The organism is Micromonospora hortensis, assembly GCF_022230935.1.
GTDB lineage: Bacteria > Actinomycetota > Actinomycetes > Mycobacteriales > Micromonosporaceae > Micromonospora > Micromonospora hortensis.
This window is the reverse complement of record NZ_JAKKFE010000002.1, coordinates 44,976-60,654: the sequence shown is the minus strand read 5'-3', so window position 1 is coordinate 60,654 and position 15,679 is coordinate 44,976. Positions and strand designations below refer to the sequence as shown.

Below are 15,679 nucleotides of genomic sequence, written 5' to 3'. Positions count from 1 at the left end.
GTCCGGGTGCCGGGATACCCCGACATCAGGAGAGCCGAGTGGGTCATGCCGGTCTGCGCTGGCTGCGCGCCCAGTCCGGCACGAGGCGCGGGCTGAACGTCGCACGGGCCCGATCCGACGTGTCAGGTTTAGGCCGCTCCACGGGGAACTCGAACCGAGCGGCGCCGGCCCAGCACGCGCCAGGTCCACAAGATCGTGCTCAATCCGGGAAAGAGGCCCCTGCCCAGGCTTGGGAGGCCACTACGACAAGGAGCGAGCACGATCAGGCGGAACCGGCCGCTGAGGAGTCGACTACCTGGTCCACGACGCACTGCCACCAGGCAACATCTAGGCTCTGACCGAGAGGGGTGGATCATGGACGCTGCAACGTGCCAGGCGCTGGCTCCTTCCCGGCCCAGGGCCGGCCAATGAGCGCAGTGGCATTCCTGAACATCGCCATGCACGGGCACATCAACCCGACATTGCCCGTTGTGGGTGAGCTCGTTCGTCGTGGTCACTCCGTCACCTATCACACGACGCCGGCCTACGCCGAGCAGATCGCGGCCACCGGGGCACGGGTGTTCCTCTACCCCGGGGACGACCTACCGCTCTCCGGGCCGCCGACGCCCGTCACGGTGATGGAGCAGCTCGCGCGTACCGCCGTACGCGTGCTGCCCGCCGTCCTCACCGACCTGCGGGGCGCCCGGCCCGATCTGATCGTGCACGACTCCCTCTGCCCGTGGGGGCCGGTGGTCGCCCGGGAACTCGGCGTGCCGCCGGCATCGTCGTTCACCACGTTCGCCTTCAACCGGCACGTGCCCAGCCCGACCCGTGGCTCCTGGAAGCTGCTCAGCGCGGCCGCGGCCCTTCCCCGCTCCACCGCCGGATACCTGAAATCGCGGTGGGAGCTGCGCCGCCGGTACGACACACGCGCCTTGCCCCTGATCGACCTGGCCAACATCCGTCAGCCGCTCAACCTGGTCTACACCTCGCGGGCGTTCCACCCCGAGGCGGATAGTTTCGACCAGTCCTATCAGTTCGTCGGCCCGAGCATCGGTGCCCGCCGAGTGGACTCGTCGTTCCCGGTCGATCGATTGCGGGACCCGGTGATGTACGCCTCGATGGGCACCGTGTTCGACGCCCCGCAGTTGCTGCGCACCTTCGCCGACGCGCTGGCCCCGCTGGGTGGCACCCTGGTCATTTCCACCGGACACACCGAACCCGCCGCGCTTGGCCCGCTACCGGGAAACGTGCTCGCCCACCGTTCCGTCCCGCAGTTGGAGGTGCTGGCCCGTGCGGCGCTGTTCATCACCCACGGCGGGGTGAACAGCGTCAACGAGGCCCTGTACGCCGGCACCCCGATGTTGGTGGTCCCGCAGGGCGCTGACCAACTGCTGGTGGCTTCCCGCATCGTCGAGCTCGATGCCGGCCTGTCGATCCGCACCGAGGACGTCACGGTGGAGGCGGTGCGGGCCCTCGCCCAGCGCCTGCTCGACGAGCCTCGATTCCGGGCCGCCGCGAGCACACTGCAGGTCGCCCAGCGTCAGGCGGGCGGCTACGCGCGTGCCGCCGACGTCATTGAGCACTTCGTGCAGCAGACCGGCTCGGTGACGCGGCCGGGTATCGCCGATCTGCCACCACAGGGCTGACCGATGTCTCCCTTCGTCGTCATCCTGCTGCTGGTCGGCGGGCTGTCCGAGGCCGCCGGGCGTCTTCTGCCGGTGGTGGCACGCCTGTCCGGCGTGTCGCAGGTGAGGGTGGTCAGCCTGTTGCTGGGCGGCGCGATCGTTGACGGCGCGGTGTTCGCGCTCTGGCCGCTGTCCGCGTGGGCCGTTGCCGGTCTGGTGCTGCCCACCGCGCCGTCCGACGCACTGATCTGGACACCAGGGCTGGCCGCTCCGCTGGTGCTTGCCGGGGTCCTCGCGTTCCCGCTTCTTGGGCCACTGTTGCACCTGTTGCTCATGGTGGGAGTGGGCGCCGGCCTCGCCGGTGCACTCGCCACGGTGGCCGGAGTCGGATGGTGGGAGGCCGCCGGCTGCGTAGCGGTCGCGGGAGTCGGGCTCGGCGTCACCGTCGAGGCCGTCCGCCGCCTCGTCGTGAAGCTCAACACGACACGAGCACCGGAGTCGGTCGCGTGATCGGACTGGCGCTCCTGCTGCTGCTCGGGGGGCTGGGACTGGTGCTGATCGCCGAGGCCCTGCTGGCCCGCTACGAGGTGCTGGTCTACGCCGCCGGCTGGCGCACACCCACCATTTCCCGCCCCGAGGGCATGTCCTACGCCCGAGGGGCTGATCCGGACCGCCCTCCGGACGCCTACCTGGTCTATCTGGACGGCATCGGGAAGCGCCGTTTCCACGACACCCGCGATGGTGGCCGACTGGTCAAGGCCCTGATCAACCGAGCGCCGGAGCTCCGGGTGCTGGGCCAGGTGCAGCCCTACTCCCCGCTCGCCGTGCCGCTCGCCGACCGGCCGGTCTGGACCTGGGTGCGCCGCCGCATCGGCCTGCTGCTGTTCCTGCACAACGTGATGCAGATCTTCGTCGCCGCCGACCGCCGCTACCGTCCCCTGTACAACCGTGCCGTCGGTGCGCAGATCGCCACCGAACTCCAGGTCGCCGGTTACCGGCCGGACAGCGGCATACCAGTGGTGTTGCTCAGCTACAGCGGGGGCGCCCAGGTCGCCAGCGGTGCGGTGAACGAACTGTGGTCCCAACTGCGTACCCCGCTCTGGCTGATCACTCTCGGCGGGTTCCACAACGGCGCCAACGACATCACCCATGCCCAGCACCTCTACCAGCTCACCAGTGCCGGCGACTGGATCGAGCGAGTCGGCACCTGGATCTTCCCGCAGCGGTGGCGGCTGTTCCGCTGGAGCGGATGGAACCGGGCCGACCGCGAAGGCAAGATCACCGTGCACCGGCTCGACCCTGCCACGCACATCGGTCCCCGCAGCTACATCGCCCCGGAGGCCCGCCTGCCCGATGGGCGCAGCCACCTCGACCGGACCACCGACACCGTGCTGGCGCTGATCCGGGACCGCCTCAACCTGACGGCGGAGACCGACGGCCCGCTGTCCTGAACGCTCACACGTCGGCGTTCAAACCGGCCCGCTGATTCGCCTCCGTCTGGGGAAGCCCGGAGATCTGGAGCAGTTGACTGACGACAACCCGCAGTTGCGAGACGACGACGTCACCGGAGGACCCGACACCCTCGGCGCATGCCTCGTTGATGTCACTGATCACCTGTAGCGCTCGCTCCCGCGCGCGGTCCGGCTCCCGTCCGGCCAGGAATTCACGATGCAGGAGCCTGAACGCCTGGCCGAAGTGCTCGATCGCCGTGGAGAGGCCGGCCGGCAGCGTCTCCCGGGCGTGTAGTGCCGACACCGCCCACTGCACCATCTCGCGGCTGCTGGTGTAGGCGAGTTCAAGGTGCTCGGTCGCCCGCGCGTACCGACGCATGATGCCCAGCCGCCTCCTGCGCCACGGTGAGAGGATCGCGACTTCGCATGCTGCGGCGACCACGTCGGCCATGTTCCGTCGTGCCGCCTCTGCCGCACGCAATCGCTGTAGGGCCTCCTCGGCCTGTCGCGCGTCGCGGTGAGCCAGCGCATTGGCGATGGCGGTCATCTCCCGGGCGATGGCATCGACTGTCGGACCAGCGGCGCGGTGCACGATCCGCACCGGATTCAGCGGCAGGATCAGCAAGGCCACCACGATGGCCACCACCACGCCGACCAGCGCATTCGCCGTCCGGGGCACGGCCAGGTCCGGCCGGTCCGGAGAGACCGTGCCGAGTAGGACGGCGGTGCTTCCCGCCTGCACCATGACCGCTCCGGTGCCCCGGAAGACGGCTGCCGCCGAAATGGTCAGGGCCACGACCACGCCGGTCTGTATTGGTCCCGCCCCGATGAACCTTATGATGCCGTTTCCAACCAGAACGCCCAGGATCACCCCGGCGAGAAGTTCGATAGTGCGACGGGCCCGATTGCCGACGGCCGCCGCGATGGTGCCGACCGCGGCGGCGGGTGCGAACAGCGGCTGCGGATTGTGCAGCACGTCGCTGGCAACAAACCAGGCCAACCCGGCGGCCACACCAGCCTGCACCGCGAGGATGAGGTAGGTGCGAAGACGTTCATAGGCCTCTCGGCCCTCGCGCAGCGCACTCTCCGCCGGTCGGGCGCCCCGACGTCTGCCGCGCACCTCTCACCCCCCACCACCGATCGGCTCTCTGACGATCGTCGTACGGCGGCGAACCTCGGGTGCGGGAGATCCCCAATCTGATGCGGCACCGACGGAAACCTGCGCCTCCGCGCGTGGAGAGGGCGTTCGGCCGGCGGGGTGGGTCAGCCGGCGTCGAGCAGCTTCAGGACCGCGTCGCGGGCGGCCAGGACGGCTGCCTCGGACTGCGGGCCGTGGTTGAGAATCTCGAAGGAGTGCTGGCCGTCCGGCACCTCGATCACCTGCATCGGCCAGCCCTCGGCGGTCGCTGCGGGGAGGAACGCGTCGATGCCGGCCAGGACCGGCGGGATGTCCTGGCCGGCGCGGGTCAGCACCAGTGGCACGCCTGCGCCGGAGCTGAGTGCCTCGACCGGCAGGAACCGAGCGTCGACGTCCCAGCCGGGGAACGGGACGAGCAGCGGGTATGTCAGTGCGATCCCACGTAGCCATGGTGGCGGGACGCGTAGCCAGTCGGCCGCGAAGAGGCCGCCGCCGGAGAAGAACCACAGTACGACCCGCTCGGGGTCGACCCGTGGATCGGCGCGGACCTGCTCGACCATCGCGGCGATGTCGTCGGCGGCGGCGGGCAGTGCCGACAGGTCGGACACCTGGTAGCTGACCAGCGCGGTGACCACGCCGCTCGCGGCGAGCAGTGCGCCGTAGCCGCGGTACAGCAACCAGTCACGGGGGTCGGGCGCGTCGGGTGGCAGCGGAGCGCCGTGCACCACCACGACGGCGGGCGAGGGACCGGTGCGGGTGGGCAGGTGCAGGTCGACGTTGTCGTGTCGTTCGACAGGCGCGGTCGGGCTGGACAGGACGAAGGGCCGCTGTGCGACGGGCGTCGTCATCGTCTCATCGTATCGATCATCGACCTGTCCGGCTGCCCCAGGACAATCTACAGAGGACGATGGGTCAGGTTGGGTCACCGGGTTTCGCGGCGTCGCTGGCCTGGGCGTGCCGCTCCAGCAGCCGCTGCCGGATCTCCTCGGGGGTGTACGCGCGCCGCCGCCGCTCGGCCCGCGCGATGACCACACCGGAGGCCGCGACGCCGGCGAGCCCGGCCAGCCCGAGAACCTTCCACCACCGCATTCGTTGCCGCATCGGCCTAGGCTAGACCCTCATGAGCATCAGCCTGGATGAGGCCGTCGAGTTGACCCGCACCGGTGACGTGTGGGTGTTCCGGGGTCGCAGCGTGCCGGACCGGGCGATCCAGTTCACCACCAACAGCCCGGTGAACCACGTCGGGATGGCGGTGGTGCTGGACGACATGCCGCCGTTGATGTGGCACGCGGAGTTGGGCAGGTCGTTGCCGGACCTGTGGTCGGGCGGCCACCAACGCGGCGTCCAGCTGCACGACCTGCGGGACGCGGTCTGCGTCTGGGCCAACCGGTACGGCCAACGGGCCTGGCTGCGGCAGCTCGACCCGCCGGCCGACGCGGAGATGGAGCGGGCGGTGCTGCGGACGATCGCGCGGTTGGACGGCACGCCGTTCCCGTCAACCGCCCAGTTGGCGTGGCGCTGGGTGCGGGGTCGGGTGCCGGCGCTGCCGCGCCCCGGCCGGCTTCCCTCGCTGCCGCACCTCGATCGGCTGTCGGCGCTGGCACGCCTCGGCCAGCAGACACCTCGTCGCAACCCAGCCGACCGTGCCAACCCGGCCGACCGTGCCAACCCGGCCGACCGTGCCAACCCGGCCGACCGCGCCAACCACCTCAACCCGGCCGACCGCGCCAACCCCTCCGGCCCGGCCACTCCGGCCCGGTCGGCGGGGGAGCGGGACCGGGCGCTCGAGACGGCGTACTGCGCCGAGGTGGTGGCGGTGACCTATGAGGCAATGGGGTTGCTGCCGGCGGGTCGGCGTCCGAACTGGTATGACCCGGGGCGGTTTTGGAGCGGGGACGACCTGGGTCTGGCCGCCGACGCCCGGTTGGGTTCCGAGATCGAGGTTCAGGTGCCGCCGCGCTGAGGTTTGACCTGGGCGGTGACCGGCAATTGCTGTGACCGTGAACGCCTCCACGGATCTTGACACGTTGGCCGACTTCTTCGACCGGTACGGCGTGGCGTTGACCTCCGGCGACCTGCCGGCCATCGCCGGCTGCTACGCCCTGCCGGGCCTGGTGGTGGCCGACACCTACAGCTTCTCGTTCACGTCCGCGGCGGCGGTGGCGCTGTCCTTCGTGGGCGCCGCACCCGACTACCAGGACCGGGAGTTGGTCGCGGCCCACGCCCAGATCGACGACGTGCAGCCCGTGTCCGCGCTGTTGACAATGGTGGCGGTGGAGTGGGAGTTCCTGGACAGTCGGGGGCAGGCGGTGCCGGGGGAGCGGTACCGCTACCTGCTGCGCATCACCGATGACGGACCACTGATCTGCACCGTCGTCCGGACGGGCTGACCGACGGGGGCCGGTCGGCCCGATCCGTACCCGCCCGGTTTCCGGTTCGTGCGGCGCTGGCTACGCTGTCGCGTCGGTGGGGGACGAGGGGAGACCTGATGGCGGTGCGGCCGGACGGTGTGGCAGATTCGCGGGCGGCTCGGGTGTTGGCGTCGGTGCCGTGGATCGTGGTGCTGCTCGGTGTGTGCGCGCTGGTGGTGCTCCTGGTGATCGCGCTGTTGTCGTTCCGGACCAGGGAGCGGGACGCGCCGCCGCAGGCCGCGCCTCCGGCGTTCCTGCCGACCGTGCCGGCCGCCGCGTCGGCAACCGGGGGACCGACTCCGGCCGCTGTGGAGCGACGCTCGGTGTCGCCGCGACCGTCCCGTAGTAGCCGGACGCCGTCACCGCGGGCCACCGTCACCGGCTCGCCGACTCCGGGGCGGACCAGCGTCCTGATGGCGCCGTCGGCGGAGGATACGGTCAGCGCCCGGTACGAGGTCGGATCGGACGGCTGGGACGGCGACGCGGCGGTGCTGGCGATCGCCAACGAGTCGAGTCGGTCGATGGACTGGCAGGTGGAGTTGGTGTTCGACGATGACACCTGGGCTCTGCGAGTGGGTGATGACTCGGGCGTCTCGGTGCGAGGGCGCGGGCACGGGGAGTTCCTGTTGCGCGGCACCCGTTCGCTGGATGCGGGTGACTCTCGGACGCTGCGGCTGCGCGTCGGCTGGCATGACTCGGCGCAGCGACCGGTCAAGTGCACTGTCAACGGGGTCGACTGCCGCATCGGCTGAGCCAGCGTTCCGCCGCCCCGCCGCTAGACCGCCCGGCGCCGCTAAGCCGCCCGGCGCCGCGTGACCGCCGCACCGCCGCACCGCCAAGGCTTTTCGGGTCGGGCCGTCGATCGCTACGCTGCGCGGACGGTCCGCTGAAGGAGGTACATGTCCGGCATGCGCCGTGTTCCGCGCCCGTCACACGGTCCGGTGGCGATCGCGACGTCGCCCTGGATCGTGGTGGGCGCCGGTGTCGTCGTGATGGTGGTCCTGCTCATCGTGGCCCTGGGCGCTTACCGGGGACGTAGCCCCGCGCCGGACGGCGCGCGACCGCCGGCACTGCCAGTGCCGTCCGCGGTGGCGGCGCCGAGCGTGCCCACCTCGGTGCCGTCTCCGGCGCCGGTGCTGCCGGGGATATCCGGCCGTGCGAGCGGGCTGCCGCCGAGCGTCGCGGCCGGGTCCGGGTCACCATCGGCCGACCCGACGGCCGGTCCGATCGGGAAGCCGACGGCGACGCGGTCGCCGAGCCGGGCCGCGTCGGGGCAGCCGGCGATGACCGGGCGGTACCGGGTGGTGCAGAGCTTCGACGGGGGTTTCATCGGCGAGGTGGCGATGGTCAACACGTCCACCCGGAGCCGTGGTTGGACGGTGCGGTTGCAGTTCTTGGGTGGACGGCTGGTGACCGCGTGGGTGGAGGGCGTTCCGCAGGGAACGATCCGTCAATCCGATGACGGCTTCACGTACGTCAGCGGGGTCGACGTGTCACCCGGTGGTTCGGTGTCGTTGCGGTTCCACATGGAGCGGGCGTCCAGCACGCCACGGGAGTGCACGGTGGATGGTGCCCGCTGCAGCGGGCTCTGAGCGCAACTTCCGCAAGGATGTTGCTGTGTTGCGACCATGTTTGCAAGGTATTGCAGAATGTTTCGGCAAGGGTTAGCGTGCGGCCAATCAGCGACCAGAGGAAGGCGTCGATGAAACCCCCGCCGATACCGCGCACTGCCCTGCTGGCCCTTGCCTCCCTGCTCACCGTCACGCTCGTCGGCGCTCCGGTCGCCGTGCACCCCGCCGCCGCGAGCCCCCGGCCGTCCGACGGCGCCCCACTCGCGATCGGCGACGCGGCCCAGTGGCGTGCCGAACCCACCGCCGAGGCGCTGCTGAAGGCCGGCGGCAACTCCGCCCGGGCCGAGCAGTTCTACTTCGTCCTGCCGGACAGGTTCGCCAACGGAGACCCCCGCAACGACCGGGGCGGCCTCACCGGCGACCGGTCGCGGACCGGCCTCGACCCGACCGACAAGGGCTTCTACCACGGCGGCGACCTCAAGGGCGTCATCGACAAGTTGGACTACATCCAGGGGATGGGCACCACTGCCATCTGGCTCGCCCCGATCTTCAAGAATCGACCGGTGCAGGGCGCCGGTAACGACATCTCGGCCGGTTACCACGGTTACTGGATTACCGACTTCACCCAGGTGGACCCACACTTCGGCACCATGGAAGAGATGAAGCGGCTGGTCAAGCTCGCCCACCAGCGCGGTCTCAAGATCTATCTCGACGTGATCGTCAACCACACCGCCGACGTGATCAAGTACGCCGAGGACAAGTACGCGTACGTGGACAAGGCGACATCGCCGTACACCGACGCGCATGGCCGGGCGTTCGAGGACCGCAACTACGCCGACGGCTCCCGGGCGTTCCCGCCGGTCGACAAGGAGTCCTTCCCGTACACGCCGACCTTCGCCGAGCCGAAGGACGCGAGCGTCAAGGTCCCGGCCTGGCTGAACGACGCCACCTTGTACCACAACCGGGGTGACTCCACCTTCGCCGGCGAGAACAGCGAGTACGGCGACTTCTTCGGCCTCGACGACCTGTGGACCGAGCGTCCCGAGGTGGTCCGGGGCCTGACCAAGGCGTACGGGGACTGGATCGGCGCGACCGGCGTCGACGGCTTCCGACTGGACACCGTGAAGCACGTCAACATGGACTTCTGGCCGCAGTTCAGCCAGGGCATCGAGCGGGCCGCGGAGAAGGCCGGCAAGAAGGACTTCTTCATGTTCGGCGAGGTGTACAGCGCCGATCCGGAGATCAGCTCCAGCTACGTCCGCCAGGGTGGCCTGCCGGCCACCCTCGACTTCGCCTTCCAGGAGGCCGCGCGGGGCTTCACCGCCGGCGCCGGCTCCGCCAAGGCGCTCGCCGACGTGTACGCCCGCGACGACCTCTACGCGGCCCGGGACACCGACGCTGGCCGGTTGACCACCTTCCTCGGCAACCACGACATGGGCCGGATCGGATCGTTCATCGCCGGTGGTGGCAGCGACCCGGCCAGCCACCTGCGCCGTGACCAGCTCGCGCACCAGCTGATGTTCCTGACCCGGGGTCAGCCGGTGGTCTACTCCGGCGACGAACAGGGCTTCACCGGCCCGGGTGGGGACAAGGACGCCCGCCAGGACATGTTCGCGTCGACGGTTCCCGACTACCTCGACGACGACCTGCTCGGCACCGACCGCACGCACGCCAGCGACCAGTTCGACAGGACCCACCCGCTGTATCGGACCATCGCCGAGCTGGGCCGGCTGCGCCAGGCCCACCCGGCGCTGCGCGACGGCGTGCAGGTCACCCGGTACGCGGACGACGGGCCGGGCGTCTTCGCCGCCTCCCGGATCGCCCCGGCCGACCGCACCGAGTACGTGGTGGCCGTGAACAACGCCGACACCGCGCAGACTGTCACGGTGGACACCTGGTCGGCCGGCGCCACCTTCACCGGCATCTACGGCGACTCAGACACTGAACAAGCCGGCGACGACGGCGAGCTGACCCTCACCGTGCCGCCGCTGTCGGCGGCGGTGTACCGGGCCGGCAACCCCATCGCACCGGCGGCCGACAAGCCGACCATCACCATCAGCAGCCCGGTTCCGGACGCGCCGGTCGCCACCCGGGCGGCGGTCACCGCCCGGGTGACCGGTGACCCGCTGGCCACCGTCACCGTGGCGGCGCGGGTGGCCGGCGGCCGGTGGACGCTGCTGGGCAGCGCCGACCACGCCCCGTACACGGTGCAGCACGACCTGACCGGCCTGGCCGGCGGCACCACTGTCGAGTACAAGGCAGTGGTCCGCGACGGCCGGGGCCGTACCGCCACCGCCCGGTCGACAGCCGTCGTGGGGACCCCGCCGCAGGGCAGCTCCCGGGAGTGGGCGGTGGTGCACTACCAGCGCCCGGCCGGGGGGTACGACGACTGGGGACTGTACGCCTGGGGGGACATCGACCCGGCGTACGTCACCGAGTGGCCGAAGGGGCAGCCGTTCGCCGGGGAGGACTCCTACGGCCGGTTCGCCTGGGTGAAACTCAAGCCGGGCGCGACGTCGGTGAACTTCCTGGTTGTCGACAAGGCTGGTACGAAGGACGTCGCCCAGGACCGCAGCATCGACGTCACCCGGACCGGCGAGATCTGGCTCAAGCAGGGCGACCCGGCGATCTACCCGAGCAGGCAGGCGGCCGCCGGTGAACCGGAGCCGCCGGTCGAGGAGGGCACCGCAGTGCTCCACTACCGGCGGGCCGACGGCAACTACGACGGCTGGGGCCTGCACCTGTGGGACGGCGCGGCCAACCCGACCGAGTGGCCCGCCCCGCTGCGTCCGACGTCCGTCGACGCGTTCGGGGCGGTGTTCCGGGTGCCGCTGGCGGCCGGCGCCACCGGCCTGAACTACATCATCCACCAGGGCGACACCAAGGACCTGCCGGACGACCAGCGGCTCGACTTCGCCAGCGCCGGCCGGGAGGTGTGGCTGCTCGCCGCCACGCCGGGCCGCCTGCTGCCGTCGACGGCCACCACCGCCAGCGGAGACACCGACATCGGCAAGCAGAAGGCGCACTGGATCGACAGATCCACAGTGGCCTGGCAGACCCCACCGACCGACGGTAAGACGTACGCGTTGGTCACCGCGCCCACCGGCGGGGTCAGCGTGGTCGACGGCGAGCTGACCGGCACGTACACCACGGTGCCGTTGCGGGCGCAGCGCAACGGGCTCACCGAGGCCCAACGCGACAGGTTCCCGCACCTGTGGTCGTACCGTAGCTTCGCCCTGGACCGGGCGGACCTGGCCAAGGTCCCGGCGGCGCTGCGGGGGCAGCTGCTGGTCACCGAACGCGACGCCGAGGGTGCGCTGCTCGCCGCGACCGGCGTGCAGATCCCCGGCGTGCTCGACGACGTCTACTCCCGGGCGGCCAACGCCACCCTCGGGCCCACGTTCGCGGGGCGGACGCCGAGCCTCGCGCTGTGGGCGCCGACCGCCCAGAGCGTGCGCCTGCTCCTGTTCGACTCGCCCGCCGCCGCGCCGAAGACGGTGCCGATGCGCCGCGACGACCGCACCGGCGTCTGGTCGGTGCGCGGCGACCACACCTGGACCGGCAGGTTCTACCGGTACGAGGTGCGGGCGTGGCAGCCGGCGGCGCAGCGGATCGTCACCGCGGCGGTCACCGACCCGTACTCGGTGGCCCTCGCCGCGGACTCCACGCACAGCCAGCTCGTCGACCTGAACGACAGCGCGCTGGCACCCCCCGGGTGGCGCACGCTGCGCAAACCGGCACCGGTACCGCCCGCGAAGGCACAGATCACGGAGCTGTCCGTGCGGGACTTCTCCATCGCCGACGACACGGTGCCGGCCGAGCGGCGGGGGACCTTCCTCGCGTTCACCGACCCGAAGGCCGCCGGCATGACCCATCTGCGGGCGCTCGGCGACGCCGGCGTCACCCACCTGCACCTGCTGCCGGCGTTCGACTTCGCGACGATCCCGGAGAAGCGGGCCGACCAGCGCCAGCCGGCCTGCGACCTGGCGGCGCTGCCACCGGACTCGGCCGAGCAGCAGAAGTGCGTGGCGGCGGTCGCCGAGACCGACGGCTACAACTGGGGGTACGACCCGCTGCACTACACGGTGCCGGAGGGTGGCTACGCCGTCGACCCGGTCGGCGCGGCACGGACCACCGAGTTCCGGCGGATGGTCGCCGGGGTGAACGACGCCGGGCTGCGGGTGGTCATGGACGTGGTCTACAACCACACGTCGGCGGCCGGCACCGACGCGAAGTCGGTGCTCGACCAGATCGTGCCCGGCTACTACCACCGGCTGCTGGACGACGGCACTGTGGCCAACTCCACCTGCTGCGCCAACACCGCCCCCGAGCACGCCATGATGGGCAAGCTGGTGGTCGACTCGCTGGTCACCTGGGCCCGGCAGTACAAGGTGGACGGGTTCCGCTTCGACCTGATGGGTCACCACCCGAAAGCGAACATCCTTGCCGTCCGGGCGGCCCTGGACCGGCTCACCGTCGCCCGCGACGGCGTCGACGGCAAGGCGATCATGCTCTACGGCGAGGGCTGGAACTTCGGCGAGGTCGCCAACGACGCCCGTTTCGTCCAGGCCACCCAGGCCAACATGGCCGGCACCGGCGTCGGCACCTTCAACGACCGGCTGCGCGACGCGGTGCGCGGTGGCGGACCGTTCGACGCCAACCCCCGGGTGCAGGGTTTCGCCTCCGGGCTCTACACCGACCCGAACGGCGACGCGGTCAACGGGTCGCCGGCCGAGCAGAAGGCCCGACTGCTGCACGCCCACGACCTGATCAAGGTGGGGCTCACCGGCAACCTGCGCGGCTACCGGTTCACCGACACCGCCGGGCGTGCGGTAACCGGGGCGCAGGTGGACTACAACGGCTCCCCGGCCGGCTACACCGCCGCGCCGGGGGAGGCCGTCACCTACGCCGACGCGCACGACAACGAGATCCTGTACGACGCGTTGGCGTACAAACTGCCGCAGGCCACGACGGCGGCGGACCGCTCGCGGATGCAGGTGCTGGCGCTGGGCACCGTGGTGCTGGGACAGGGCACCGGGTTCGTCACCTCCGGCACCGAGCGGCTGCGGTCGAAGTCGTTGGACCGCAACTCGTACAACTCCGGTGACTGGTTCAACCAGATCCGCTGGGGTTGTGAACGGGGTAACGGGTTCGGCATCGGTCTGCCGCCCGCGCCCGACAACGAGGACAAGTGGTCGTACGCGAGGCCGCTGCTGGCCGACCCGGCGCTGGTGCCGGACTGCGCAGCGATCAACACCACCGATGCCCGGTACGCCGAGTTGCTGCGCATCCGGGCGTCGTCGCCGGTGTTCGGGCTGGCCACCGCCGAGCAGGTCCAGCGGCGGGTGGCGTTCCCGCTGTCCGGCGCGCAGGAGACGCCGGGCGTGCTGACGATGACCCTGGACGCCAGTGGGCTGGGCGGGCCGTGGAAGTCGTTGACAGTCGTCTTCAACAGCACGCCGTCGGCGGCCGACCAGACGGTGACCGGACTGCGCGGTGCGGACGTGGCACTGCACCCGGTGCTTGTCGACTCGGCCGACCCGGTGCTGCGTACCGCCTCGTTCGACCGGGCTGCGGGCACGTTCACCGTACCGGCGCGCAGCGTGGCGGTCTTCGTCCAGAGGTGACGTGAACCGGCCCCCTTCCGCGTCTCGCGGAAGGGGGCCGGCCCGTTGTGCTGGTGCTACGCCGTCGTCACCCGAGGGTGATCGATCAGGCGAAGCAGTTGTCGATCGTGCCGCCCGGGATGGCCAGGCAGTTGGTCGGACGGTTCGCGGTGATGGCGGACTTGTCGTCCAGGTTCACGTCTCCGAAGAAGCTGAAGACGCCGCCCGGCTCGAAGGTGGAGAAGTTGTGGGCGACCTTCGTCTTCGACAGGTTGACCTCGCCGAAGATGTTGAAGATGCCGCCGCCGACTCCGATCGGGCCCACGGCCCGGTTGCCGACAACCTCGCTGTCGCGCAGCGTGGTGACGCTGCCGGCGTTGAAGAGCCCGCCGCCGAAGAAGCCGGCGGTGTTGTCCTTGATGCTGCTCTTCTCGAAGGTGGCCACGCTGTCGAAGGCGATGGCAACACCGCCACCGACACCGGCGGTGCTGTTGCGCTCCACAGTGACGTTGTGCAGGTTCAGCTGGCTGTCCGCCGCAGCGAGACCGCCACCGGCGAGAACCGCGGTGTTCGAGACGAACTTGGTCTCGTACGCCGTGGTGTTGCCCTCGATGTCGAGGTAGCCACCACCGAAGCCGAGCGTCTCGTTGTCGGTGATCTCGGCCTTCTTCAGCTCGACAGTTCCGCCGTCGACGTCGTCGGTGAAGATCTCCGCGGCGCCGTTGGAGATACCGCCACCACCGATGACGGCGGTGTTGTCCTTGATCTTCGACTCCTCGACCTTGAGCAGCCCGGCGTTGAAGACGCCGCCACCGAAGAAGAAGGCGGTGTTACGGGTGACGGTGCTGTGCCAGATCTTCGTGGTGCCGAAGTTGGCCACACCACCACCGTTGCCGCCCGACTGGTTCAGGACGACCTCGGACTCCAGGATCTCGGCGGTGCCACCCGGCTGAACCAGGATTCCGGCGCCGTCGTTCTCCTCCGGCTCCTCGACGAGCGGCGTGACGACGCCCGGCGTGGCCTTCGGGGTGACCTTCGGCGCGGCCTTCAGGCCCGCCTTCGGGTTGGCCTGCCGCGCGGTGAGCGCCTGGGCCAACGGGGTGCCCGCCTTCACCTGCGCGGCGAGCGCCTCGGAGTCCGAGTAGGCCGCCCAGACCGCGGCCGGCTCCACACCGTTCTCCAGTTCGAGGGTCTGGCCACCCTTGATGGTCAGGCCCTTGATGGTGAGGTGACCACCGGCCCCCACGTTGAGGATGCGGAAGTAGTCCGCCGTGGCTTCCCGAGAGATCGTGGTGTGCTCGCCCTTGAGCGTGATCCGCTCGGTGATGACCGGCAGGCCGTTGCCCTCGTAGTCGTTGCGGGTCAGGTTGTAGGTGCAGCCCTTGGCCAGCTCCAGCACACCGCCGTGCTTGTTGTTGGCGAACACGATCGCCTGAATCAGCTTGTCGGTGTCGCAGGGCACCTCCTTCCCGCGCTCGTGGTCCTTGTCCCGGTCCTTGTCCTTGTCCCGGTCCTTGTTCCGGTCCTCGTCCTTGTCCCAGTCGCGCGCCTCGTCACCCCGCTGGTCGCCATCCTTGCTGACCTGCGCGGTGTTCCAGTTCAAGCCGACCGCTCCGGCGCTGCCCGCGACGCCCACCGCCGCGAGACTGATCACGCCCGTCAAACCGGCCACGCCACTGGCGAGCCAGAGCTTGCGGCGGCTCTTGGCCGTCGCCCGCCCGGAGGCTTCGTTGTTCGTTAGGTAGTTGGACATCGGAGCTCTCTGCCCTCTCCTCGTACCAGACAGGGTCGCCGCCGTCAGACGGGTGTCCCCTGCTACAAATCGGTTGTAGCTCCCAAAACCACCGTATGAGAAGGTTCCTCGCCTCGCGGGCTTATCCGAGATAAGCCCACAT

The 15,679-nt window shown here is 70.4% G+C and carries 12 protein-coding genes; 8 read left to right on the top strand and 4 right to left on the bottom strand.

Going from position 1 to position 15,679, the window contains the following annotated elements:
• Window positions 1–407 precede the first annotated feature (407 nt).
• Genes NIE111_RS01375 through NIE111_RS01365 form a run of 3 tightly spaced genes read left to right on the top strand, consistent with a single transcriptional unit; the run spans window position 408 to window position 3,058 of the window.
• Entirely contained in the window at window positions 408–1,628 is a 1,221-nt protein-coding gene (locus NIE111_RS01375) for a macrolide family glycosyltransferase (RefSeq protein ID WP_238682648.1), read from the top strand.
• Window positions 1,629–1,631: 3 nt separating this feature from the next.
• Complete coding sequence (locus NIE111_RS01370; protein ID WP_238682647.1) at window positions 1,632–2,117, top strand: hypothetical protein; 486 nt, start codon at window positions 1,632–1,634, stop codon at window positions 2,115–2,117.
• The gene (locus tag NIE111_RS01365; RefSeq protein ID WP_238682646.1) at window positions 2,114–3,058 is read left to right on the top strand and encodes a hypothetical protein; all 945 of its coding nucleotides are present in this window, start codon (window positions 2,114–2,116) and stop codon (window positions 3,056–3,058) included. Before NIE111_RS01370 ends, NIE111_RS01365 begins: the two co-directional genes overlap by 4 nt.
• Before the next feature lie 4 nt (window positions 3,059–3,062).
• Here the strand turns inward: NIE111_RS01365 and NIE111_RS01360 are convergent, their stop codons facing one another.
• The 3 genes from NIE111_RS01360 to NIE111_RS01350 all read right to left on the bottom strand — a co-directional run bounded on the left by NIE111_RS01360 (window position 3,063) and on the right by NIE111_RS01350 (window position 5,297).
• Complete coding sequence (locus NIE111_RS01360) at window positions 3,063–4,070, bottom strand: FUSC family protein (protein WP_238682645.1); 1,008 nt, start codon at window positions 4,068–4,070, stop codon at window positions 3,063–3,065.
• Between the two features lie 251 nt (window positions 4,071–4,321).
• Window positions 4,322–5,044, bottom strand: a complete 723-nt coding sequence (locus NIE111_RS01355; RefSeq protein WP_238682644.1) for a dienelactone hydrolase family protein — start codon at window positions 5,042–5,044, stop codon at window positions 4,322–4,324.
• A 64-nt stretch (window positions 5,045–5,108) separates the two neighbouring features.
• On the bottom strand, window positions 5,109–5,297 hold the full coding sequence (locus tag NIE111_RS01350; protein ID WP_238671532.1) for a hypothetical protein: 189 nt from the start codon (window positions 5,295–5,297) through the stop codon (window positions 5,109–5,111).
• Between the two features lie 19 nt (window positions 5,298–5,316).
• On the opposite strand from NIE111_RS01350, the gene NIE111_RS01345 reads away from it, so the two are divergent.
• The 5 genes from NIE111_RS01345 to pulA all read left to right on the top strand — a co-directional run bounded on the left by NIE111_RS01345 (window position 5,317) and on the right by pulA (window position 13,805).
• Window positions 5,317–6,159 carry a hypothetical protein gene (locus tag NIE111_RS01345; RefSeq protein ID WP_238682643.1) on the top strand — a complete coding sequence of 281 codons (843 nt, stop codon included), beginning with the start codon at window positions 5,317–5,319 and terminating at the stop codon, window positions 6,157–6,159.
• Between the two features lie 37 nt (window positions 6,160–6,196).
• On the top strand, window positions 6,197–6,586 hold the full coding sequence (locus NIE111_RS01340) for a DUF6841 family protein (protein WP_238682642.1): 390 nt from the start codon (window positions 6,197–6,199) through the stop codon (window positions 6,584–6,586).
• A gap of 98 nt (window positions 6,587–6,684) precedes the next feature.
• On the top strand, window positions 6,685–7,359 hold the full coding sequence (locus tag NIE111_RS01335; RefSeq protein ID WP_238682641.1) for a hypothetical protein: 675 nt from the start codon (window positions 6,685–6,687) through the stop codon (window positions 7,357–7,359).
• Between the two features lie 147 nt (window positions 7,360–7,506).
• Window positions 7,507–8,199 carry a cellulose binding domain-containing protein gene (locus NIE111_RS01330; protein WP_238682640.1) on the top strand — a complete coding sequence of 231 codons (693 nt, stop codon included), beginning with the start codon at window positions 7,507–7,509 and terminating at the stop codon, window positions 8,197–8,199.
• A gap of 110 nt (window positions 8,200–8,309) precedes the next feature.
• Window positions 8,310–13,805, top strand: coding sequence for a pullulanase-type alpha-1,6-glucosidase (gene pulA / locus NIE111_RS01325; RefSeq protein WP_238682639.1), 5,496 nt, complete (start codon window positions 8,310–8,312; stop codon window positions 13,803–13,805).
• Between the two features lie 85 nt (window positions 13,806–13,890).
• On the opposite strand, the gene NIE111_RS01320 is transcribed toward pulA, so the two are convergent.
• Entirely contained in the window at window positions 13,891–15,537 is a 1,647-nt protein-coding gene (locus NIE111_RS01320; RefSeq protein ID WP_238682638.1) for a hypothetical protein, read from the bottom strand.
• Between the last annotated feature and the right edge of the window lie 142 nt (window positions 15,538–15,679).